Below are 21,622 nucleotides of genomic sequence, written 5' to 3'. Positions count from 1 at the left end.
CAGACCAAACGCTTACCGTTGTTTTGTGCACGAGCTGAAGGCGTCCCCGCACCGTCCGTCGGTCGCCATCATCGGCGCCGGGTTCGGGGGCCTCGGCATGGCGATCATGCTCGAGCGGGCCGGCTTCACCGACTACATGATATTCGAGCGGGGCTCGGACATCGGCGGGGTGTGGCGGGACAACACCTATCCCGGAGCGGGCTGTGACATCCCGTCGCCGCTGTACTCGTATTCGTTCGCGCCCAACCGGGCGTGGCCACGCCGCTACTCGCGGCAGCCGGACATCCTCGACTACCTTCGTCAGACCGCGAAGGACGCCGGGGTGCTGGACCGGGTCAGGCTCAACACCGAGGTCACCGGCGCCGAGTTCGACTCCGGTACCGGGAAGTGGCGGGTCGAGACGAGCGACGGCGAGACGGTCGAGGTGGACGTGCTGATCCCCGCAGTCGGCCAGCTGTCGCGGCCCTCGATCCCGGAAATTCCGGGGGCCGAGACCTTCGCCGGACCGGCGTTCCACTCGGCCCGGTGGCGGCACGACGTCGACCTGGCCGGCAAGCGGGTCGCCGTGATCGGCACCGGCGGGAGCGTGATCCAGTTCGTGCCGCAGATCCAGCCCGAGGTCGCCCGGGTGACCGTCTTCCAGCGGTCCGCGCCGTACGTGATCCCGAAGCCCGACCGGACCTACCGGCGCTGGCACCACCGGATGTTCAAGGCGCTGCCGTTCACCCAGCAGGCCGGGCGGGCGAGCATCTGGACCGCCGGTGAGGTGCTGACCTTGGCGCTGACCTCGGTGCAGGCGCTCGGCAAGATCGTCGAGGTGACGTTCCGGACGCAGCTGTGGTTGCAGGTGCGCGACAAGGCACTACGCGCCAAGCTGATCCCGGACTACCGGCCCGGCTGCAAGCGCGTGCTGTTCTCCAACAACTGGTTCCCGACCCTCATGAAGTCCAATGTGGACGTCGTGACGGACCGGATCACCGGTATCACACCGGGCGGTGTGCGCACGGAGTCCGGCGTGCACGACGCTGACGTGATCATCTACGGCACCGGCTTCAAGGCGTCGGAAATGCTGGCGCCGATGCGGATCCGTGGCCTCGGCGGGCGCGAACTGGCCGACGAGTGGGCCGAGGGCGCGCACGCGTACCTGGGGATGAGCGTGCCGGACTTCCCCAACATGTTCGTCATCTACGGCCCTAACACCAACCTCGGCGGCAACTCGATCATCTACATGATGGAGCACCAGTTCCGGTACGTGCTGCAGATCCTGGCTGAGATGGCGGCCGGGCGAATGTCCTGTGTGGACGTTCGCAGGGAGGTTGCCGACGAGTTCGACCACGAGGTGCAGGACCGGTTGCGCACCAGTGTGTGGACGACCTGTCAGAGCTGGTATCGCGACGAGAGCGGCCGGATCTCCACGAACTGGCCGGGCCTCGTGTGGGAATATCACCGCCGCACGGAGAATGTCGACCTCTCGGCCTATCGAGACCTCGGGCTCGCGAAGACGGCCTGACCCGTGTCGGTTACTGGGGGACTCCGCCCAGGCGGACGAGCGTGAGCTGTCCTGAGTCGATCGGGCCGCCGCAGTGCTCGCACACCGGTTTCGTATGCAGCTCGGCGCCACACGAGTGCTCCCACACCGTCGGCGCCGGACCCTCGGTGACGTACCGGTCACCCCACTGCATCAGCCCCTGCAGGATCGGCTGCAACGCGCGGCCGGCCTCGGTCGGCACGTACTCGTAGCGCGGCGGATGCTCCTCGTAGCGCACCTTCTCGAGCACGCCGTGGTCGACGAGCTTGCGCAGCCGTGCCGCCAGGATGTCCCGGCTCGCGCCGGTGTTCGCCGCTATCTGGTCGAACCGCCGCTGGCCGAGCATCACCTCACGGAGTGCGAGCAGGGTCCAGCGCTCGCCGACGACACTGAGCGCGTTGGCAATCGAGCACTCCCGTACAGGCATCCCCATCTCCTCGTCTTGTATTCCAACTTAGCACGTGAGAAGGTAAGTCGGAAAATCAAACTTACCGGGGAGGACGCATGGCCGAGCTACCGTCGAAGATCGCCGGGCACCCGTCGGTGCGCAACATGCTCGCTCGCGGCAGGACCGAGAAGCCCGGTGCCATCGACGCGGCCTGGCTGCGCGAGCTGTGCCTCGCCGCGGGTGCCGACGATGTCGCGGCCGTCTCGCTCGACCATCCCGATCTCGCCGGCGAACGGCCGTACGTCGAGGAGGCGCTGCCCGGCACTCGCAGCCTGATCTCGCTCGTCGTCCGGATGAACCGCGACAACGTGCGCAGCCCCGCGCGCAGCGTCGCGAACCAGGAGTTCCATCGCAGTGGCGAGATCATCAACGAGGCCGCCCACGACATCACCCGCGCCCTGCAGGACGCCGGTCACCGCGTGATCAACCCGTCGGCCACGTTCCCGATGGAGATGGACCGGTTTCCCGGGCGGATCTGGGTGGTGGCGCACAAGACCGTCGCGGTCGCCGCCGGGCTCGGCGCGATGGGCATCCACCGCAACGTGATCCATCCCCGCTTCGGCAACTTCGTCCTGCTGGCCACCCTCCTCGTCGACGCCGAGGTCAGCGAGCACGGCGAGCCGCTGGACTACAACCCGTGCCTCGAATGCAAACTGTGCGTCGCCGCGTGCCCGGTCGGCGCGATCGGCAAGGACGGCGCGTTCGACGCGCGCGCCTGCGCCACGCACAACTACCGCGAGTTCATGTCGGGCTTCACCGACTGGGTCGCCACCGTGGCCGACAGCGCGGACGCCGCCGACTTCCGTTCGCGCGTGACCGAGTCCGAGAACGCGTCGATGTGGCAGAGCCTGTCGTTCAAGGCGAACTACAAGGCGGCCTACTGCATGGCGGTCTGCCCGGCCGGCGAGGACGTGCTCGAGCCATATCTCGAAGACCGCAAACAGTTCATGCGGACGGTGCTGCAGCCGTTGCAGGACAAGGAAGAAACGATCTACGTGCACGACGGTTCCGCGGCCAAGGAGCACGTCGAGCGCCGCTTCCCGAAGAAGACCGTGAAAGTGGTCGGCCGCTGACCCGGGAAGAAAACGGGATCGGCCCGCGTTGGACATCCGGATGGTTCGCACGTCTCGTGCATTCTCACCGATCGCGAAGCGGTCGAGCCATGCCTGGCCAACGAGAGGAGGCGGTACCGAATGTCATATCAGGGCGACTGGCAGGAGCAGGCCGCCTGCCGGGACGAGGACCCCGAGCTGTTCTTCCCCGTGTCCCAGATGGGGCCGGGAGCCCGGCAGGTCGCGCAGGCGAAAGCCGTCTGCGCACGCTGTCCGGTCCGCGCCGAGTGTCTCCAGTACGCACTGGACGCCGGCCTGGACCACGGAATCTTCGGCGGCACGACGGACACCGAGCGACGGAAACTGTTTCGCCGCACGCGTGCCGAGGCTGCCTGAGACGAGGAAAGCCCGCTGACCCGGTTCGGGCAGCGGGCTTTCTGCTGCCCGGGGCAGGGTGAGTTCTCCCTTCACCTGTGAGATATTTGCGCGGTGAGTCCAGGCGAACTCCCGAACGGGCAGACCGTGCACGTCGCGGTGGAGAAGCATGGCGAGGCGGCGGTCCTCGCGGTTTCCGGTGAGATCGACATGGTGACGGCCCCCGAGTTCGAGGATCACCTGCTGAGTGCCGTGCGCGAGCAGCCGGCCACCCTGATCGTCGACCTCTGTGGCGTCGACTTCCTGGGCTCCGCCGGGTTGAGCGCGCTCGTCGTCGCGTACCGGGAAGCCGGTGAGCGCACCAAGTTCCGGGTCGTCGCGCAGAGCAGCACCACGGCGCGGCCGCTGCAGCTGACCGGTCTGGATCAGGAGATCCCGGTGTTCACAACGCGGGACGACGCGCTGACCGGCTGAGTGCCAGCAGCGCCACGTCGTCGGTGGGCGCGGGGACGAAGCCGTCGATGAGCTCGATGAGCGCGGCGACGGTTTCCCGCGCGCCCAGCGGTTTCCGTTCGGTGAGGAAGGCGAGCAGCCCGTCCTCGCCGAACGGCGTTCCGCCCGGCCGGGCCTCGGTCAGGCCGTCGGTGTGCAGCAGTAGCGTCTGCCCGGGCTCCAGGCGCAGTTTCCGGGTGACGAAAGTGGCGTCGTGCAGCGCGCCGACGAGCATCCCGCCCTCGGGCCAGACCTGGGTCACGTCGTCGCGCAGCCACAGCGCCGGGCAGTGACCGCCGCTGGCGAGCGTGATTTCGGCGGTGTCCTCCGTGAAGACGCCGGCCAGCAGTGTGCAGCATTCCCGCAGGTGCGCGTCCCGGAGCAGGGCGTCGTTCAACTCGGCGAGCGCTTCGGCGGGTTCGAGCCCGCGGAAGAGGGCCGACCGCAGGGTGTAGCGCACCAGCGAGGTGACCGCCGCGGCGGGCGGGCCGTGCCCGGCGACGTCGCCGACGAAGAACGCCCACCGGCCACCGCCGAGCGACAGCACGTCGTAGAAGTCGCCGGTCACGTCGCCCGTGGTCGCCGAGTGGTAGTGGCAGGCCAGTTCGAGGCCCGGCACCCGCGGCAGCGTCGGCGGCAGGAGCGTCTGACGCAGCGTGGCGGCGATGGCGGTGATCGTGGCGCGGTCCTGCTCACTGCGTTTCCGCAGCTCACGCTCCTTGCGCAGGGTCGTCAGCGCGGACAGCCGCAGCTCGAGCTCGTCCATCACGACCGCCGCGAGGTCCGCGAGTGTCGCCGTGTCGACCGGCCCTGTTCCGCGTGGCTTCGTGTCGAGCACGTTGACCGTGCCCAGCCGGTGCCCGTCGGCGGTGATGATCGGCGCCGCGGCGTAGAACCGGATGCCCAGCTCACTCTGGATCAGCGGGTTGTCCACCGTGCGCGGGTCGGTGAGCGCGTCCCGTACCACGTAGGGCACATCGGCGAGGATGGCCGTGGAGCACAGCCCCGGGTCGCGGCCGATCTGCCGGACGGCGAGCCCGGTGGTGGCCTTGAACCAGATCCGGTCTGTGTCCACTATGGACACCGTGGCGATGGGTGTGCCGAGCAACCGGGCCGCGACCAGCGCGATCCGGTCGAACGCCCCATCGGGTGGGGTGTCGAGGATGTCATAGCGGCGCACGGCGGCGAGCCGGGCGTCCTCGGTGTCCTCGACCTGGCCCGGGGCCGGTGTCAGCTGCTCGGTGGCCATTGCGGAACACTATTGGCTCCCCGCGCTAGATCACAACCCGGGCCTACCCTTTCACTGTCCAAAGTGGACCTCTTCGCGAAGAAATGACGGACCGTGGGATCGTCGCGGTTATTTGCCGCCCAGCGCGGACTTTCACCCTGATGAAATCCGGCCGTAACGCTTTCGAGAACCGGCTCGTCTTCGACAACCGGGACAAAACGGCGTGAAAGGACGGGCCCATGCGGACAACCCGACTCTTGGTGACTGCCGTGACCGTGTTCGCGGCATTGCTCATCCCGGTGACCGTCGCCGAAGCCGGCGGTCCGCGTCAATCGACGATTGCGAGCGGCCTGAACGCGCCCAGGGGGCTGGCCTTCGCCCCGGACGGCTCGCTCTACGTCGCGGAGGCCGGGACCGGCGGCGCGGGTCCGTGCGTGCCCGGACCCGAAGGCGGGCAGGTGTGCTTCGGCACGACCGGCTCGGTGACGCGGATCGGTCACGGACAGAAACGCGTGCTGACCGGACTGCCGTCGCTGGCGGGCCCGGGCGGCGCGCAAGCGGTCGGGCCGTCCGACGTTTCCTTCCAGGGCGAGGGCGGCATGTACGTGACGGTCGGGCTCGGCGGGAACCCGGCGACGTTGCGGCCGCAGCTACCGGCGGCGGGGCAGCAGCTCGGCTGGTTGCTGCGCAACGGGAAACGGGCCTCGGACATCTCGGGCTACGAGGTGAAGGCGAACCCGGACGGCGGTCAGATCGACACGAACCCGAACTCGGTCGCGGCGCTGCCCGGGGGCCAGGCGGTGGCCGACGCCGGCGGGAACGACCTGCTGTGGGTCGCGTCCAACGGCAAGATCACGACGATCGCCAGGTTCCCGGACCGGATGGTCGTCGCACCGCCGGACCTCGGCCTGCCACCGGGCACGCAGATCCCGATGCAGGCCGTGCCGACGTCGGTCGTCCGCGGCCCCGACGGCGCGTTCTACGTCGGTGAGCTGACGGGCTTCCCGTTCCAGCAGGGAGCGGCCAGGGTGTGGCGGGTGGTGCCAGGACACGCACCGCAGGTCTATGCGCAGGGGTTCACGAACATCATCGACATCGGGTTCGACCGCGGCACACTGTATGTGCTGGAGATCGCGCACAACGGGTTACTGGGCGCCGACGCGGACCCGTCGGGTGCGCTACTGCGGGTGGACAAGCATGGTGCACCGGCGATCGTTTCGCGCGACCTCACGCTCCCGGGCGGCTTGACCATCAAGGACGGCAACGCCTACGTCTCGAACTGCGGCGGTTGCCCAGGACCGGCGGGCACCATCGTGAAGATCCGGCTGTAGATCACCGACGGTGCGGGTGGCGCGGCCGCCCGCACCGTTCTTCCCGGTATTTCGTGAAAAGAAAACCGAATTCCCCCATTGTGGGTGTTCAAGTGGCGGCGCCGTCGTGCCGCTGCTGCACTGGGCCGGATGGAAACGGTCAAGATCATCCTCGAAGCCGCGGTGGTCGCGGCGGCATTGTTCATGGGGGTGCGCACCGGCGGGATCGGCCTGGGGGTCTGGGGTCTGGTCGGCACTCTCGTGCTGGTCGTGGGCTTCCAGTTGAAACCCGGGTCGCCGCCGGTGGAGGCGGTGCTGATCGTCGCCGCGGTGATCGTGGCGGCCTCGGTGATGCAAGCCGCCGGCGGCATCGACTGGATGGTGCGGCAGGCGGCGAAGGCCATCTCGAAGAACCCGCACCGGGTCGTCTACTACGCCCCGTTCATGGCCTTTCTGTTCACCGTCGGGGCGGGTACCGGGAACATTTACTATCCGCTGTTGCCAGTGATCTACGACGTTTCCTATAGCCAGCAGATCCGCCCGGAACGCGCGCTCGCGGTGTCCGCCGTCGCCTCCCAGGTCGGCATCCTGGCGAGCCCGGTGTCCGCCGCGACCGCGTCGATGACGGCTCTCCTCGGTCCGAAGGGGTTCACCCTCGGCAAGATCCTGCTGATCATGTGGCCGGCGTCCGTGGTGGGCCTGCTGGTCGCCGCGTTCGTGATGACGAAGATCGGCAAACCGCTGGAGAAGGACCTCGAATACCAGAAGCGCCTCGCGGAGGGCCGGGTGCCGCCGCCGGCGAAGACCGATCTGAGCGCCCCGCTGCCCGCGGCGGCTCGCACCTCGGCACTGATCTTCCTGGCCGGTGTGCTGATCATTGTCGCCGCCGGGCTGTTTTCCGGGCTGGCGGCCAAAGTCCTGCCGGCGCTCAAGAACAGCAGCGGCCACGGCGTGGACATCACGCTGGTCATCGAGATGGTGATGGGCCTGGTCGCCGCGGTTACGTTCCTCGCCTGCCGGGTCAAGGCCGGCGAGGTCACCAAGCAGTCGACGTTCCCGGCGGGCATCGTCGGCGCCATCGCGCTGTTCGGCATCGCCTGGCTGGCCAACACGTTCGTCGCGGCCAACAGCAAGGCGATCACCCATTCGCTCGGCGGTGTGGTCGGCCAGGCGCCGCTGTTGTTCGCTGTCGCGCTCGCGCTGGTCGCGATGCTCACCACCAGCCAGTCCAGCGCCACCAACGCGATCGTCCCCATTGGACTCAGCATCGGGCTGTCGTCGGCGGCGATCGTCGGCATGTGGCCGGCGACCATGGGGATCTACCTGTTGCCGGCCAACGGTTCCCAGATCGCCACCGTCGGCTTCGACCAGACCGGGACGACCAGGATCGGCAAGTACGTCATCAACCACTCGTTCCTGGTGCCCACGGTGGTGTTCATCGTGGTGGGCGTCGCCGTAGGCCTGTTGCTCTCGCAGTTCATCGGCTGACGGTCAGCGATTCCCGCGCCATTCCTGGACGTATTCCTCGCTGATCGCCCGCAGGTGATAGCCGATCCGCAGGTAGTCGATGTCGTCGAGGTTGGCCAGCGACACCCGCACCGACCAGTCGGGGCCGCCGAATCCGGCTCCGCTGAGCAGCACCACCGAGGTGCGCTGCGCCAGCCGGAACACCACGTCGACCGGTTCGTAGTTGGCCGTGAGGTACCGGACGAACTCCTCGCCGTGCACGCGGCGTGCCCAGGCCATCAGGTCGAGTTCGACGTAGTAGCAAGCACTGTCGGCGTCGAGGTGGACCTGTTGCTCGCTGCCGTCGAGCAGCAGGTTCAGCCGGTTGCGTACGACCTGCCGGAGCCGTAGCTTGTACCGCTGGCCTTCGTCGAGCAGATCGAACAGGGAGAACAGGACCATCTGCACCTGCTGCGGCAGGGAAAGCCCCGCGGTGTGGTTGAGCGCGACCTGTCGCGAATCGGCCACCAGGCGGTCGATGAACCGCACCTTCGCGGGCTCCAGCGCCAAGGATCGGTACCGGTGGGTGAGCGCGGCGCGGTCGTCCTCGGGCAGCGTGGCGATCATGTGGTCCACGACGTTGTCCTCGTGCACGCCGATCACGCCGAGGCGCCAGCCGGTCGCCCCGTAGTGCTTCGAATAGGAGTAGACCAGCAGCGTGTTGTGCGGCAGATCCGCTGCCAGTGACCGGAAACCCTGCACGAACGTGGCGTACACGTCGTCGGTGATGATGATCAGGTTCGGGTTGTCGCGGGCGACGATGTCCACGATCTGGGCCCGGATCTCGGCCGGCAGTGCCTGCGACGGCGGGTTGCTCGGGTTCACCAGGAACAGCGCCTTGACCGACGGGTCGCGCAGTTTGTCCACTTCGGACGGTGCGTAGTGCCAGGTGTGCACACCCTGCTCGGTGGTCTGGCCGGCGACGATCGGCACGGTGTCGAAGTGGTAGCGGTCGAGCTGGGGAATCTCCAGGTACGGCGTGAACACCGGCACCATCAGCGCGATGCGGTCACCAGGATGCAGCACGCGGTTCACCGTCAGGGAGTCGAAGATCGCGCACATCGCCGCCGTGCCGCCCTCGGTCGCGAACAGCTGGAGGTCACCGGCCGGCGGGCACCCGTCGTAGACCTCGCGCGCGAGGTACGCCCGCACGACCCGTTCCGCACACCGGAGCATCCGGTTCGGGGCCGGATAGTGGTCGCCCAGTACGCCGTCGGTCAGCTCGTGCATCCAGGTGTCCGGGTCGAACCCGAGCTTGAGCACCCCGTACTCGACCGCGCGCCGCAGCAGGTCCGCGCCGGGCAGGCCGGGGTACGCCTCGATGAACCGGTTGAACCGGTGGGCGATCCCGGATCGTTCGGGGGCGCCGCCGATGTCGTCACCGGCCAGCAGCCGTCGGCTTTCACCGAGCGCGAACTGGCCGAGGGTGAAGAAGGCTTCGCGCGGGGTGGTGGCGATCCAGTTCGGGTTGCCGACGCCCGCGTTCAGCATGTCGACCGCGTTCGCGCGCTGGTTCTCCCCGGCGAGTGCCAGGAGCGTGTCCTTCAGTTCGAACGGGCTCAGCCGGCTCAGCTCGCGCATCTTCGCCCGGGACATGGGGTTATCCACGAAGCGCTCCCTGGGGTGCGGCCACGGGGGACAGCAGGAAGGAGAAGTCGCCGTCGGCGCCGATCTCGACCGGCTGCTGCCCGTACCCGAACACACGGACCGTGTCGTCGATCCCGTGTAGCGAGATCGCGCCGTCCTCGATCCGGAACATCAGCCCCTCCCGGAGCCCGGCGACCCACATGTCGCGGTTCAGCTGCAGGTACTCGTCGATGCGTTGCTGGCGGGTCTCGCCCTTGAACCCGGGCGGGTTGCCGTGCAGGTAGTGCGGGTTGATCTGGAACGGGATCAGGTTCAGTGCCTGCATGCCGCCGGGGTCCACGATCGGCATGTCGTTGGTGGTCATGATGGTCGGGCAGGTGAGGTTGGTGCCCGCACTCCAGCCCAGATAGGGCACGCCGGCGCGTACCCGTGCCCGGATCGGGTCGAGCAGGTTCTGCTCGCGCAGGATCGACAGCATGCGCCAGGTGTTGCCGCCGCCCACCATGATCGCGTCGGCTGTGTTCATGGCGGCTACCGGATCGGCGACGGTGTGAATCCCCAGTGCGGTGCGGCCGGAATGGGCCAGGGCGGGCGTCACGTCTGCGACGTACTGGTCGTAGGACTTGGTGACGGCCGCGTACGGGACGAACAACACCGTCCTCGTTTCGGGCGGGAGGAAGTTCCCGATGTGCTCTTGGGCGTGCTCGAGGTAGCCCAAGCCTTCCCGCTTGGCATTGCTCATCAACAGCAACCGCATCCTGGCCTCCCGCGGATCGACTCCCAGCGGTTCCAGCCTCGCCGACGCGCTCCCGGTCGGCACCTCCGACCGACCTATCGGGGGACGGGCCGCGGCACGACGGTGTCGCCGGTCCGCTGCTGCTCGAGCGGGTTCGCGGCGGTCAACCCGGCGGATGGCCTCGCCGAGCGGGGCCTGGCTGACCGCCAACGACGCGACGGCTCAGCACCCACCCTCATCCTGGACCCGGCGACCATCACCCCGTACGACCGTGGTGACAGCCTGATGCGCATCTACCGAGTGTGCGACGGACGCCATGTCACCCGCACGATGACCGAGACCAATTCGCGTTCGCCTTCGGCGCGGGTGCATGCCCTGACCGGCCGGCGGTTTCCGATGGCACCGCATCGATTCGCCGGAGTGCCAGCCTCGGGAAATGAAAAAGGCCCCAAGTCTGTGACTTGGGGCTAGGTGCGCCATCAGGGACTCGAACCCCGAACCCGCTGATTATCGGCGCCCGTTTAGGAACGTTCGCCGATGCTTCTCGTTGTCGCATACGAGCTGGAGGAATCGCGAAAGCAAACGATGGTAATGGCTCCTGAATCGGCGTTATTTCCTGTGTTCGGGTTGGGTTTCGGTTGGCGTCGCGCCGAGCGCCAGCTGGATAAGGCTGCTTGTCGAGTGGGCATATAGGTGGCATGACGCGCGTTCACCGCCTGTGCCGATCTGGTCCACAATTGAAGATGTGTCTGGGTGAGATCTCTGTGCGCCGCGGCAGTCCGGGCAAGCGACGTCTGTGCAGGCCCTGTTGTGCCGCCCGATGGCGTGACGTTCTGGCGGACCGGGCATTGTCAAGGTCTCGGTCCGGCAAGATCACCGGCGTGTGGATCTTCTACCTGGCCGCGGGGGTGTTCGCCGTTGGTTTTGGTGCGGCCGTCCTGCGGGACCGGCGCCGATTCCGTAATGCCGTCCTGCTCGGGCTCTCGATTGTCTGCCTGGCGCTGGGGCTGCTGGGGGAGTCCTCCCGGCTCGGTCCGGAGGCGTTCGATCGGTTCGTGTTCGCCGTGGTCGTGCTTCCCGCGCTGGCGGTGCTGGTGCTGGCCGGATTTCTGCTGGTTAACGGTATGACGATGATACGGCGGGAGGGGCTTCGCCTGGCGAACCTGCTGTCCCTGCTGGCCGGAGTGGCCTGCCTGGTGGTCGTCGGTTTGCCGCTGCTTGCCTACTACACGCAGCACCGGCTGGCCATGACGGCGGCGCTGGTGTTGATGCTCGTGACCGGTTACGTCGCGTTCCTGTTCTGCAGCTACCTCGTGTACGCGGTGGTCTACGGACGTCTGGGGGCGCGTCCCGGTGCCGGTTTCGTGGTGGTGCTGGGGTCGGGGTTGGTCCGGGGGAAGGTCCCGCCGCTGCTCGCCGCCCGGCTCGACCGCGCGGCCGCGGTGTGGCGCGAAGAGGACGACGCCGGCGGTAGCCCGGTCCTGATCACCTCCGGTGGGCAGGGTCCGGACGAGCCGGTGGCCGAGTCACACGCGATGGCCGACTATCTCATCGCGCGCGGGTTCCCTGAGGACAGGATCCTGCGCGAGGACCAGTCCCGGACCACGCAGGACAACCTGACCTTCAGCAAGGCATTGATGGCCGAGCGGGACCCTGCGGCGCGGTGTGTGATCGTCACCAACAACTTCCACGTCTTCCGGGCAGCCCTCACCGCGCGCCGGGTCCGCCTCAACGGGCAGGTTCTCGGTTCTCCCACCGCTCGCTACTACTGGCCCAGTGCGACACTCCGCGAGTTCGCCGCCATCCTGGCCGGACACCCGCTGGTGAACCTGGTGATGTGCGCCTCACTGGTCGCTTTCGGAATTGCGGCCGGCACCTGATAGGACGCGACCAGATCGAACAGCTTCATCCGGAATTCTGAGGCTGCGGCGGAAGCTCCAGAACGCGGCACAGATCATAAGTGCCAGCACGGCGCACGTCGCCACATTGGTCTCCGTGGTGAATCGCCTGCCGCCGCTTCGGAGTGTGTTCCGACCAGGTTCGGTAGCAAGTTCCATACGGTGTGGAGCGCGCAGGTACACCACAGGGCCCCGTCAGCCAGAGTCCAGAGGGCCAGTGGTGTTGATCACGTGGGCGCAGGCAACAGCACGGAGCTGCCGAGAACGGCCAGCAGTAGGCCGGGCTTGCACGAAGCCAACAAAGCGTCCCTGACCTGGTCTTCTACCCGGATCGGGAGGCTTCGAGTGACCGTCGGGATGACAGGATTTGACCTGCGACCTCCTGACCTTGTTCACGCAAATGCCGACCAGGACCGCTGACTGTCGAAAGTCCCCTGACATGCAAGTTCTTGTTCGTCGCTTGTCGTCAGTTGGGTGCCCTGCCGGGGTCATGTTGGACGAATGTGGGTCGGGGGTTTCCCAACCCCTCTGCGTGGGTGCCCCGATGGCAGCGGCCGGCGCCCACGGACCGCAGCGTTCGAGCCTTCTCAGCCATCCCGGATACCTGCCCGCCCGGCGAGGGCAAGTTCTTCTTCTCTCGGCGGCGGCTGCGGGGTCGCCCGGCCTGTGTCGAACCGCCACGCGGGACCGGCGCCAGCCGCACGCCCGCGTCTGGCGGTTCGACAGGATCAGCGGCCCCGCAGGGGCCGCCTTGAACAAGAAAAGAAACTCTGAAAACACTGGTATCGCGCTGGTCTGGGTACGATCAGGGCGGTCCGTGTGCAAGGGAGATGGACTATAACGACGAGTGACGCCGAGCAGCCGTGGCACCAGGGCTGGATGGTCCTGCCCTTCGGGATGCGGTGTTCGCTGAGAAGGATGTGCAGCCGATTCGCTCGGTCGATGACTGGGCGTGCGAGGGCATTTTCGAGTCCGACGACGAGCTGCACGAGTTCTTGGACTGGGTGGCCGCGGAGCGGAAGGCCAACCTGGGGTAGTGGCGGCGCAGATCGTGCTCGATACAGACGTGGCGTCGGGTTTGTTCAGCGGGACCTCCCGGCGTGGCTTGCAGCGAAGCTGGTGGGCTACCGTCCCGCGATCACGTTCGTGACGCTGGGCGAGCTGAACAATTGGATGCATCTGGCTCGTGGGCTCTCCCCCGCCGGGAACGACTGGAGAGGTGGATGCAACCGCTCCCTGTCTTCCCGGGTACACCGAAGGTCGCGTGCGGATCGGCGAGGCCCTCGCGGTGTCGTGGGATGACGTCGATCTCGACGCGGCGACGGTGGACATTGAGTGGAAGGTGACCCGGATTCGTGGGCAGGGCCTTCGCCGGATGCCACCGAAGACCGACAGCGGCGAACGGACGCTCCCGCTGCCTCCGTTCGCTGTGGACATGCTTCGTCGTCGGCGACGGCTCGCAGAGCTGAACAGGGATCTCACGCTCGGTAGCGAGGCACCCGTTTTCCCGGATACGGTGGGTGGCTGGCGTGATCCGAGCAACACCCGCCGGGATCTGCGGTCGGCTCGCGGGACAGAGGGCTTCGCGTGGGTCACCTCGCATGTGTTCCGCAAGACATGCGCCACGATCTTGGACGAAGCCCGGTTCACCCCGCGGCAGATCGCCGACCAGTTGGGACACGCGCGGCCCTCGCTCACCCAGGACGTGTACGTGGGCCGGAAGGTCGCCAACCCCGCCGCCGCGCACGCCCTCCAAGAGGGCCTGGGTTGGCCATGATCTTGAAAGCAAAAACCCCAGGCCTGCGACCTGGGGTTGAGTGCGCCATCAGGGACTCGAACCCCGAACCCGCTGATTAAGAGTCAGCTGCTCTGCCAGTTGAGCTAATGGCGCGAGCCAGAGCCAACCGCCCCGGCAACGAAAAAAAGATTAGCACGCCCCAACACCCACCCCTCACCGGGGGTAGCCACCCCAGTTACCCCAACCGCCGCTGGTCCCCACCCAACGCCACCAGCGCTCGCCCCCGCAAGGAGCCCGCACCGCGGGGGCTCCGGGGGCTCGGCCCCCGGGAGAAATAACGAACCCCACCACGCCGAAGCCGCTCGAGCGGCGAGCATGGTGGGGCCATTGGGGTGAGTGACGGGACTCGAACCCGCGACATCCTGGACCACAACCAGGTGCTCTACCATCTGAGCTACACCCACCAAGTGAGGTTCCGGCACCCGGTCAACCTCAGCCTCGACATCGTAACGTGCCGCCCCCGCGGTCGTGCACGGGGTTATCCGCGGTGATGTTGCTGCACTTCAGCGGCGGCGGCGCGGGCCTGGTCGCTGGTCGGCCCTGGCTGGGGCACGAACGCCGTCTTCCGGTAGTAGTCGAGCTCCCCGATGGACTCGCGGATGTCGGCGAGTGCGCGGTGGGCGAGGCCTTTCTCCGGCTTGGCGTAGTAGATCCGCGGGTACCAGCGCCGGACGAGTTCCTTGACCGACGACACGTCGACCATCCGGTAGTGCAGGTGTGCGTCGAGGGCGGGCATGTCGCGCACGATGAATCCGCGGTCGGTGGCGATCGAGTTGCCGGCCAGTGGCGCGCTTCTCGCGTCGGGCACATACCGGCGGACGTAGGCGAGGACCTGCTGTTCGGCCTCGGCGAGGGTGACCGTCGAGCGGCGGACCTCTTCGGTGAGCCCGGATTTGGCGTGCATCTCGCGGACCACGTCGGGCATGTTTCCCAGCATTTCGTCGTCGGCGTGGATGACGAGGTCGAGGCCGTCGCCGAGAATGTTGAGCTCGGCATCGGTCACCAGCACGGCGATTTCGATCAGTGCGTCCTTGGCGAGGTCGAGCCCCGTCATCTCGCAGTCGATCCAGACAAGACGGTCGGTCACCGAAAAACCTTAACGCGCCGCCTACCTGGCCTTCGCACGACACAGCGGAACGGGCTGCCCCGACCACGGCCCGTTCCGCTGCTTTCCCGACCGGCTCAGCTGTTCTCGATCTGGCTCACGATGGTTTTCGCGTCGTTGATCGGGATGCTGAAGCCGATGCCGACCGATCCCGCGGACGACGAAGGGCTGTAGAGCGCCGAGTTGATGCCGATGACCTGACCCGCCATGTCGACCAGTGCGCCGCCGGAGTTGCCCTGGTTGATGGCGGCGTCGGTCTGGATGGCGGTGTAGCTGGGCGAGTTGCCGGCCTGGTTGGCGGTCTGGTCGAACGGCGAGGACTGCTGCTGGTCGCCGGTGCCGATGTCCGACAGCTGCCGGTTGAGCGCGCTGATGATGCCGGACGTGACGGTGTTCTGCAGCCCGGCCGGCGAGCCGATGGCGACGACCTGCTGTCCGACCTGCAGCCGGCTGGAGTCGCCGAGGGTGGCGGCGGTGAGGCCGCTGGCACCCTTCGCCTGCAGGACGGCGATGTCGGCGGCGGTGTCCGAGCCGAGCACGCTCGCCTGGTACTTCGTGCCGTCGGACAGCGTGATCGTCACGTCGCCGGCCGCGCCGGACACGACATGCGCGTTGGTGAGGATCTTGCCGTCGGAACTGAGGATCACGCCGGAGCCGATGGCTTCACCCTGCCTGGTGGTGACGTTCACCTGAACGACGCTCGGCAGCACTTTCGCGGCGACCGCGCTGACGTCGGTGTTCGTCGAGCCCGCGACCGTGGTCGCGGTCGGCGCGGTGCTCGATGCCGAGGAGGATCCGCCTTCCAGGCCGACGATGGCGGCGCCCCCGACACCACCGACCAGCGCGGCCGCGACCGCGGTGGCGCTGACCAGCGCCGCGACCCGCTTGCCTTTCTTGCGAGGCGGGGGCGGTGCGAGGACCTGCGCGGCGGGAGCGGGTTGCGGCTGCGCGTAGTACGGGTAGGTCTGCTGTGGTGGCTGGTACCCGCCCGCCGGGCCCGGCCGGAAGTCGTTCTCGCTCATGGCATCCAGCTTCGGCCCGGTTGTTGTGAGAAACCTGTGGAACAGCCTGGAAAACAGCTGAGAAGAATTTCCTGAGAATTCTCAGCGGATTCTTCGGGGAAGCGGTCGCCAGTGCAGGCTGCGATCGGCGCTCAGGTGCCGGGCGAGTCCGGCCCAGGCGGCTGGTGGTACCTGGCCCGCGGGCGCGGCCGGGTCGATTCCGTTCGCACGAAGAACTTTCGGGCGTGCGAGGGCGCGGGCCGGTTGTCGTGGGTTGCGGTGGGCGGCCGTGATGAGTGTCCACAGTGGCCGGTCGGGTACCGAGCGACGGCGGGTGAATGTCAGGTGGGCGGAATCGACTCGGGGCGGCGGGGAAAAGCAGCCGGCCGGAATCCGTGCGGCCACTTCTGTTTTGAAACGCGCGGCCCACCACGCCTGTTCGAGGTCTCTCGGGACGGGTGGCCGCGACACGACGGGCGAACCAGCAGTGCGGTGGACAAGGCGTACGGGATGCTCGCGACGACGGAGAAAGGCTTGCGTGGCAAGAGAAACTGCAGTGTGCACGCCGCCGGACTGCCGGGCACGAGGTGCCGCAGGCATGAGGACTCCACGTCATGAGAAGGGAAGAGGGGCTCATGACGCAGCGGCCGGAGTGCAGGAGAAGGGGACGCGCCGGACAGGCGCGTCAGCAAGAGAGGGGGACAGCCGCTGCGTTCAGGCGAGCCGCGGCCGGGGCCGGGCGCACGCGACGCAGGACTTCAACAACGTTCCCATGCGCCCGACGCTAGCAACCGGGGCAACCGGTTTTCGCCGCATCCGAAATTGTCGGTGGGTGTCGTTATGGTCGGCGCATCCGAACCCGACCATGGGAGGTACCCGATGACCAGCACGTTGCACCAGCCGGCAGAGCTCCGCGCGCAGGGCCCGTTCGACCTCGCGGCGTCCGCGCGATTCCTCGAAGCGTTCACGCCCGCGGCGAGGCCGGACGCCGCGGGCGAGCCCGGAACGCTCAGATTCGCGTTCCCGGTCGACGGGAGCCGGTGGCATGCCGGCGTCCTGGTCCGGCAGCGAGCGCCCGGCACGGTCGAGATGTCCGTTGTGGCAGAAGGAGAAGCTGTCGAACCGGCGATCAGTCAGGCGCGCCGGATCCTGTCCCTCGACGTGGACGGCGGTGGCTTTTCCACGATCGGGGCGAAGGATCCGGTGGTGGGGGAGTTGCAGGCGCGGTATCCGGGACTGCGGCCGGTGCTGTTCCATTCGCCGTACGAGGCCGCGTGCTGGACGATCATCACGAACCGGATCAGGACGACCCAGGCGGCGCGGATCAAGCAGCGCATAGCCGAAAACTACGGTGAAATCGTCGAGGTCGACGGGCAGCGGCTCGCGTCGTTCCCGGCTCCCGAGGCGCTGCAGCAGATCGAGCAACCGCTGGGGCTGCCCGAGGTGAAGATCGGGCGACTGCGCGCGACAGCTCGCGCGGCACAGGAAGGGCTGCTGGAGGCGGAATCCTTGCGTGCTCTCGACGCCGAGGAGGCGTTGCGGCAACTACAACGTCTGCCAGGTATCGGGCCGTTCTCCGCGCAGCTGATCCTCGTCCGCGGCGCCGGCCATCCTGATGTCTTCCCGGACAAGGAAGCGCGGCTGCACGCCGAGATGCGGGAGCTCTATGGCTTGCCGGAGGCGACGGTGGCCGACCTCGCCGAGGTTGCCGAGAGCTGGCGCCCGTACCGAAGCTGGATCGCCCTGTTGTTCCGAGCCCACCGGGAGATTCGCCCGGCCGCGCCGTCATGACGTTCTGAACAGCGGACCTGTGAATCGAAAGGGGGTGATACTGCGTCGGCCGCGGACCGTGTCCGTCTACTTTCGGTCGGACCTATAACAGAGGCTGGACACCCGATGTGGTGAGCTGCGCGCGTGCAACTTACGGACACGGGTGACCTCGTCTCGCCGACCGGGATCTTCGGTGCGCAACCGAACCCCGCGGTCTGGGTGCCATTGGTGACCGGCGGGCTGGCCTTGCTGCTGGTGCTGTCCGGCGCGCCGTGGCGGCTGGCCCGCAACCTCGTCACGATCGTGCACGAGGGTGGGCACGCGCTGATCGCGGTGCTCGCGGGCAGACGCCTGGAGGGCATCAAACTGCACTCGGACACCTCGGGTGTGACGGTGTCGCGTGGCCGTCCGACGGGACCGGGGATGGTGCTCACGTCGCTGGGTGGCTATCCGGCGCCGGCGGTGCTCGGCCTGGGGTTCGCGGCGCTGCTCGTGGCGGACCGCATCACGGTGCTGCTCGCGGTTGCCGCCGTGCTGCTGCTCGGCGTGCTGGTGATGGTGCGCAACGCCTACGGCGTCCTGTCCGTCGTGCTGACGGCAGCCGGGCTCGCCGCGGTGGCGCTCGTTGCCAGTCCGCAGGTGCAGGCGTGGTTCGTCTACTTCATCACCTGGTTCCTGCTGTTCGGCGGCATCAGGCCGGTGTTCGAGCTGCAGCACAAGCGACGGCGCGGGTTGGCCCGTGACTCCGACGCGGATCAGCTCGCGCGCTTGACCGGTGTGCCCGCGGCCCTCTGGGTGCTGATGCTGGCCGTGATCGCGCTCGGCTGCCTGTTCGTCGGCGGTGCCTGGCTGCTGGAGCCCGCGCTGCAGTCCTGAGCTGCTCGTACGGCACACTGGAGTGCGCGAAAGCGGCGAAAGGTGGGTGCGCGGTGTCCGACGAGGTGGCGAAGGCGGTCGAGGAGTGTGCGCGGGCGGCCAAGGTCGCGGCGCCGTCACTGGCGACAGCATCGGACGAGGCGATCGATGCCGCACTGACGGCGATGGCGCGACTGCTGCTCGAGAATCGCGACGCGGTGCTCGAGGCCAATCGCGCCGACGTGGCCAAGGCGCGCGAAGACGGCATGAGCGCGGGCCTGCTGGACCGGCTGACCATCACCGCCGAGCGGTTGACCGGGATGGCCGAGCAGCTGCGCCTGCTCGCGGGCGCGCCACACCAGGAACGCTCGATCACGTTGTCCACATTGGACGGTGGACTGCGGTTGGTCGAGCGGCGGCGGCCGGTGGGCGTGATCGGCGCGAACTACGAGGCCCGGCCGAACGTGACCGTCGATGTGGCTTCGCAGCTGGTGAAATCGCGCAACGCGGGCGTGCTGCGTACCGGTTCCGCCGCGCTGGGGTCGGCGCAGCGGCTGCTGAACGCGGTGATCGCGCCCGCGCTCGCCGAGGCGGGTATCGACTCGGACGTCATCCAGCTCGTGCCGCGTGTGGAGCGCGAGGCCGCGGCGGCGCTGGTGCAGCTGCCGAACCTGGTGCCGCTGGTGATCCTGCGCGGCAGTGGGGAAAGCACGCGCGCGCTGGCCACCGAGGCGGCGACGCATGGCGTGCGCACGCTCGCCCATGCGGATGGCGGTGGCGTGCTGTACGTCGATGCCGCGGCGAACGCCGAGAAGGTCCGGTCGCTGGTGTCCGGAAGTCTCGATCGGCTCGGGGTGTGCAACCGGCTGAACCTGCTACTGATCCACGCCGCGGCGTACGACGCCATGTGGCCGGTGATCTCGGAAGCGCTGGCGGAGCGGCACGTGACCCCCTCACTGCCGCCGCACGAGCACGCGATCGGCTACGAATGGGCGCTGGACTCGGATCATGAGGCGACGGTGACCGTCGCGCCGGTCGAGAACCTGACGGACGCGGTGCGGATCGCGAACGAGCAGACCTCGGGCCTGGCAGCCGGCATCGCGACCGAGAATGCCGCCGCCGCCGAGGCGTTCTTCGACGGCTACACCGGCACCGGTGTCTTCTGGAACGCCCCCACCCGCCTGCTCGACGGCTTCAAACTGCTCGCCGTCCCGGAGACGGGGATCAACCTGGACAAGGTCCCCGGCCCCCGCGGCCCGGTCACGTACACCGACCTCTACATCCGCCAGTACGCGGTCCTCCCCGAGGACCGCTGAGGCCTTATCGGTGGGGCCGGCAAGCGATTGCCAGCGCCGCCGGCGCGACATAGTTGCCCTTTGCGCGGAGCGTGACGATGAGTTCGCGCTCGCGGAGAACCCGGATCGCTTGCCGCATGGTGCCTTGGGCCACGCCGTAGTCCTTGGCCAGATGACGTTCGCTCGGTAACTTGTCATGCGGTGAGAGTTCGCCGGCCGCGATCCGGGCCATGAGCGAGTCGGCCACCTTGTCGTAGATGTAGCCGGGCGCGTCATCCAGCTCGCGGTTGCTCTCGGTAGCCATCTGCTCGGTCCCTTTCGTCGCGTTCCTGCTGAGCGCCGATGATTCTATATGTTCTGCAATTATATACAAAGCTCTGTATAGCACTTCAGTGATATCCGCAGGTCAAGGATGGTCTATGTTGTTGCGGTGAGCAGGCACGTCGAGCGGTTCGAGCCGGATCCAGAGAGCCCGGTGTACGTCTACGTACAGGTGGCCGACCACATTGCCGGACGCATCGATTCCGGTGAGTTACGGCCTGGCGCACGCCTGCCGACGGAACGCGACCTGGCCGTGGACTACGGAGTCGCGGTGGTCACCGTGCGCCGGGCCATCGCGGAGCTTCGCCAGCGGGGCCTCGTGCACACCGTGCCGGTGAAAGGGACCTTCGTCCAGCGCTAGGGATCAACCCCGCCGGAGGGAGTAGGGGCGTAGGCGGCTGTAGCCGCGGACCGAGACCGCGCGGCGGGGGCGTACCGAGTAGCCCCGCACGGACGCCAGGTCCCGGGCCAGTTCGCGGTTGATGAGGATCGTGCCGGGGCGGGCGATCGACGTCAGGCGCGCCGCCAGGTTGACGACCGACCCGTACACGTCGCCGAGCCGGCTGAGGATCCGGCCCGCCGCCATGCCCGCCCGCACGTCGGGCGCGGCGGGATCCGCCGAAGTCCGTTCCGTCAACGTCAGCGCGATCCCCGCGGCATCGGCCGGGCTGTCGGCCACGAACAGGACCTCGTCCCCGATCATCTTCACGACCCGCCCATGGTGCTCGGCCACGACCTCGGTCGCCAGCGCTTCGAAACGCTCCAGGATCGCGCTCAGCTCGGTCTCGCCGATCCGCCGGGTCAGCCGCGTGTACCCGACCATGTCGACGAAGCCCACCACCTCGGTCCGGGCATCCGGATCCTCGTCCGTCGAGGTCAGCGCTCGCCCCGCGAACGCCGCCAGGTGCCGCCGCCAGACGAAGTCCTGCACCCGCCGCAGCTCCGGCACCAGCCGTTCGACCAGCGACTCCACCTGCTTGCCGTCGCGCCGCAACTCCTCGTTTTCCGTGATCAGCGACCACAGCATGTACACCTGCCACTCCGCGAGCCGCGACAGGTGCTGGCCGAGCGCCCTGGCCACCGAGCTCTCCAGCCGCGCGTCGAGCAGCCCCGACGAGATCAGCTGGTCCGCCGTGCGCACCGCGTCGACGTCGGCATCGGTGAACACGACATCGTTGTCCGCGACGGTGGCGAAACCCAGCGCCCGCCACAACCTGGTCGTGCGCTCCAACGGCACGCCCGCCTTCTGCGCGACCTCGAGTCGCGTGTACCGGCGTTCGCCGAGGAGGATGCGTTCGAGCCGCTCCGGATCCACTC

General features: G+C 68.0%; 21 protein-coding genes and 2 tRNA genes. 13 read left to right on the top strand and 10 right to left on the bottom strand.

Annotated elements, in window-relative coordinates; translation table 11 throughout:
- Positions 1-25: 25 nt before the first annotated feature.
- Positions 26-1,510, top strand: a complete 1,485-nt coding sequence (locus tag LOZ83_RS05600; protein WP_308190187.1) for an NAD(P)/FAD-dependent oxidoreductase — start codon at positions 26-28, stop codon at positions 1,508-1,510.
- Positions 1,511-1,520: 10 nt separating this feature from the next.
- On the opposite strand, the gene LOZ83_RS05595 is transcribed toward LOZ83_RS05600, so the two are convergent.
- Positions 1,521-1,961 carry a helix-turn-helix domain-containing protein gene (locus LOZ83_RS05595; RefSeq protein WP_236789097.1) on the bottom strand — a complete coding sequence of 147 codons (441 nt, stop codon included), beginning with the start codon at positions 1,959-1,961 and terminating at the stop codon, positions 1,521-1,523.
- 71 nt (positions 1,962-2,032) lie between these two features.
- On the opposite strand from LOZ83_RS05595, the gene LOZ83_RS05590 reads away from it, so the two are divergent.
- From LOZ83_RS05590 to LOZ83_RS05580, 3 genes are all read left to right on the top strand, one after another.
- Positions 2,033-3,049, top strand: coding sequence for an epoxyqueuosine reductase (locus tag LOZ83_RS05590; RefSeq protein WP_236789096.1), 1,017 nt, complete (start codon positions 2,033-2,035; stop codon positions 3,047-3,049).
- Between the two features lie 120 nt (positions 3,050-3,169).
- The gene (locus LOZ83_RS05585; RefSeq protein WP_236789095.1) at positions 3,170-3,424 is read left to right on the top strand and encodes a WhiB family transcriptional regulator; all 255 of its coding nucleotides are present in this window, start codon (positions 3,170-3,172) and stop codon (positions 3,422-3,424) included.
- Between the two features lie 93 nt (positions 3,425-3,517).
- A complete protein-coding gene (locus LOZ83_RS05580) occupies positions 3,518-3,877 on the top strand; it encodes an STAS domain-containing protein (protein ID WP_236789094.1) in 360 nt (119 codons plus the stop codon).
- Here the strand turns inward: LOZ83_RS05580 and LOZ83_RS05575 are convergent.
- On the bottom strand, positions 3,846-5,144 hold the full coding sequence (locus LOZ83_RS05575; protein WP_236789093.1) for a PP2C family protein-serine/threonine phosphatase: 1,299 nt from the start codon (positions 5,142-5,144) through the stop codon (positions 3,846-3,848). The genes LOZ83_RS05580 and LOZ83_RS05575 overlap by 32 nt on opposite strands.
- Positions 5,145-5,362: 218 nt before the next feature.
- Here LOZ83_RS05575 and LOZ83_RS05570 point away from each other — a divergent pair, with 218 nt between their 5' ends.
- On the top strand, positions 5,363-6,454 hold the full coding sequence (locus LOZ83_RS05570; RefSeq protein ID WP_236789092.1) for a ScyD/ScyE family protein: 1,092 nt from the start codon (positions 5,363-5,365) through the stop codon (positions 6,452-6,454).
- Between the two features lie 129 nt (positions 6,455-6,583).
- Positions 6,584-7,921: an anaerobic C4-dicarboxylate transporter family protein gene (locus tag LOZ83_RS05565; RefSeq protein ID WP_236789091.1), complete on the top strand. Its 1,338-nt coding sequence runs from the start codon at positions 6,584-6,586 to the stop codon at positions 7,919-7,921.
- Between the two features lie 3 nt (positions 7,922-7,924).
- Here the strand turns inward: LOZ83_RS05565 and LOZ83_RS05560 are convergent, their stop codons facing one another.
- Entirely contained in the window at positions 7,925-9,547 is a 1,623-nt protein-coding gene (locus tag LOZ83_RS05560; RefSeq protein ID WP_236789090.1) for a bifunctional aspartate transaminase/aspartate 4-decarboxylase, read from the bottom strand.
- The gene (gene pepE / locus LOZ83_RS05555; protein WP_236789089.1) at positions 9,540-10,283 is read right to left on the bottom strand and encodes a dipeptidase PepE; all 744 of its coding nucleotides are present in this window, start codon (positions 10,281-10,283) and stop codon (positions 9,540-9,542) included. Before pepE ends, LOZ83_RS05560 begins: the two co-directional genes overlap by 8 nt.
- A gap of 827 nt (positions 10,284-11,110) precedes the next feature.
- Here pepE and LOZ83_RS05550 point away from each other — a divergent pair.
- The 3 genes from LOZ83_RS05550 (at position 11,111) to LOZ83_RS05545 (ending at position 13,937) form a co-directional block, all read left to right on the top strand.
- Complete coding sequence (locus LOZ83_RS05550) at positions 11,111-12,142, top strand: YdcF family protein (protein WP_236789088.1); 1,032 nt, start codon at positions 11,111-11,113, stop codon at positions 12,140-12,142.
- Between the two features lie 920 nt (positions 12,143-13,062).
- Positions 13,063-13,197 (top strand): hypothetical protein, encoded by a 135-nt coding sequence (locus tag LOZ83_RS39695; protein ID WP_255823085.1) that lies wholly within the window; start codon positions 13,063-13,065, stop codon positions 13,195-13,197.
- Positions 13,198-13,424: 227 nt separating this feature from the next.
- Positions 13,425-13,937 (top strand): site-specific integrase, encoded by a 513-nt coding sequence (locus tag LOZ83_RS05545; RefSeq protein WP_236789087.1) that lies wholly within the window; start codon positions 13,425-13,427, stop codon positions 13,935-13,937.
- A gap of 41 nt (positions 13,938-13,978) precedes the next feature.
- On the opposite strand, the gene LOZ83_RS05540 is transcribed toward LOZ83_RS05545, so the two are convergent.
- The 4 genes from LOZ83_RS05540 to LOZ83_RS05525 all read right to left on the bottom strand — a co-directional run bounded on the left by LOZ83_RS05540 (position 13,979) and on the right by LOZ83_RS05525 (position 16,085).
- Positions 13,979-14,051 (bottom strand) — tRNA-Lys (locus tag LOZ83_RS05540).
- Positions 14,052-14,286: 235 nt separating this feature from the next.
- A tRNA-His gene (locus LOZ83_RS05535) sits at positions 14,287-14,362 on the bottom strand.
- A 74-nt stretch (positions 14,363-14,436) separates the two neighbouring features.
- Positions 14,437-15,045 (bottom strand): oligoribonuclease, encoded by a 609-nt coding sequence (gene orn / locus LOZ83_RS05530; RefSeq protein ID WP_236789086.1) that lies wholly within the window; start codon positions 15,043-15,045, stop codon positions 14,437-14,439.
- A 95-nt stretch (positions 15,046-15,140) separates the two neighbouring features.
- Complete coding sequence (locus LOZ83_RS05525; protein WP_236789085.1) at positions 15,141-16,085, bottom strand: S1C family serine protease; 945 nt, start codon at positions 16,083-16,085, stop codon at positions 15,141-15,143.
- Between the two features lie 858 nt (positions 16,086-16,943).
- Here LOZ83_RS05525 and LOZ83_RS05520 point away from each other — a divergent pair.
- The 3 genes from LOZ83_RS05520 (at position 16,944) to LOZ83_RS05510 (ending at position 20,005) form a co-directional block, all read left to right on the top strand.
- A complete protein-coding gene (locus LOZ83_RS05520) occupies positions 16,944-17,855 on the top strand; it encodes a DNA-3-methyladenine glycosylase (protein WP_236789084.1) in 912 nt (303 codons plus the stop codon).
- Between the two features lie 165 nt (positions 17,856-18,020).
- The gene (locus LOZ83_RS05515) at positions 18,021-18,710 is read left to right on the top strand and encodes a M50 family metallopeptidase (RefSeq protein ID WP_236789454.1); all 690 of its coding nucleotides are present in this window, start codon (positions 18,021-18,023) and stop codon (positions 18,708-18,710) included.
- Between the two features lie 53 nt (positions 18,711-18,763).
- Complete coding sequence (locus tag LOZ83_RS05510) at positions 18,764-20,005, top strand: aldehyde dehydrogenase family protein (RefSeq protein WP_236789083.1); 1,242 nt, start codon at positions 18,764-18,766, stop codon at positions 20,003-20,005.
- Between the two features lie 4 nt (positions 20,006-20,009).
- Here LOZ83_RS05510 and LOZ83_RS05505 read toward each other — a convergent pair whose 3' ends face one another.
- On the bottom strand, positions 20,010-20,288 hold the full coding sequence (locus LOZ83_RS05505; RefSeq protein ID WP_236789082.1) for a winged helix-turn-helix domain-containing protein: 279 nt from the start codon (positions 20,286-20,288) through the stop codon (positions 20,010-20,012).
- Positions 20,289-20,414: 126 nt separating this feature from the next.
- Between LOZ83_RS05505 and LOZ83_RS05500 the strand changes: the two genes are divergently transcribed.
- Positions 20,415-20,666: a GntR family transcriptional regulator gene (locus LOZ83_RS05500; protein WP_236789081.1), complete on the top strand. Its 252-nt coding sequence runs from the start codon at positions 20,415-20,417 to the stop codon at positions 20,664-20,666.
- A 3-nt stretch (positions 20,667-20,669) separates the two neighbouring features.
- Here the strand turns inward: LOZ83_RS05500 and LOZ83_RS05495 are convergent, their stop codons facing one another.
- On the bottom strand, positions 20,670-21,620 hold the full coding sequence (locus tag LOZ83_RS05495) for an adenylate/guanylate cyclase domain-containing protein (protein WP_236789080.1): 951 nt from the start codon (positions 21,618-21,620) through the stop codon (positions 20,670-20,672).
- Positions 21,621-21,622 lie beyond the last annotated feature (2 nt).

The sequence above is a fragment of the Amycolatopsis sp. GM8 genome (assembly GCF_021653975.1).
Classification (GTDB): domain Bacteria; phylum Actinomycetota; class Actinomycetes; order Mycobacteriales; family Pseudonocardiaceae; genus Amycolatopsis_E.
This window is presented reverse-complemented; position numbering and strand designations above follow the sequence as displayed.

Bases quoted from the DNA above. Each gene is read 5' to 3' on its own strand.
- LOZ83_RS05595 (WP_236789097.1), bottom strand. From the start codon at position 1,961: ATGGGGATGCCTGTACGGGAGTGCTCGATTGCCAACGCGCTCAGTGTC.
- LOZ83_RS05590 (WP_236789096.1), top strand. From the start codon at position 2,033: ATGGCCGAGCTACCGTCGAAGATCGCCGGGCACCCGTCGGTGCGCAAC.
- LOZ83_RS05585 (WP_236789095.1), top strand. From the start codon at position 3,170: ATGTCATATCAGGGCGACTGGCAGGAGCAGGCCGCCTGCCGGGACGAG.
- LOZ83_RS05575 (WP_236789093.1), bottom strand. From the start codon at position 5,144: ATGGCCACCGAGCAGCTGACACCGGCCCCGGGCCAGGTCGAGGACACC.
- LOZ83_RS05570 (WP_236789092.1), top strand. From the start codon at position 5,363: ATGCGGACAACCCGACTCTTGGTGACTGCCGTGACCGTGTTCGCGGCA.
- LOZ83_RS05565 (WP_236789091.1), top strand. From the start codon at position 6,584: ATGGAAACGGTCAAGATCATCCTCGAAGCCGCGGTGGTCGCGGCGGCA.
- pepE (WP_236789089.1), bottom strand. From the start codon at position 10,283: ATGCGGTTGCTGTTGATGAGCAATGCCAAGCGGGAAGGCTTGGGCTAC.
- LOZ83_RS05525 (WP_236789085.1), bottom strand. From the start codon at position 16,085: ATGAGCGAGAACGACTTCCGGCCGGGCCCGGCGGGCGGGTACCAGCCA.
- LOZ83_RS05520 (WP_236789084.1), top strand. From the start codon at position 16,944: ATGACCAGCACGTTGCACCAGCCGGCAGAGCTCCGCGCGCAGGGCCCG.
- LOZ83_RS05505 (WP_236789082.1), bottom strand. From the start codon at position 20,288: ATGGCTACCGAGAGCAACCGCGAGCTGGATGACGCGCCCGGCTACATC.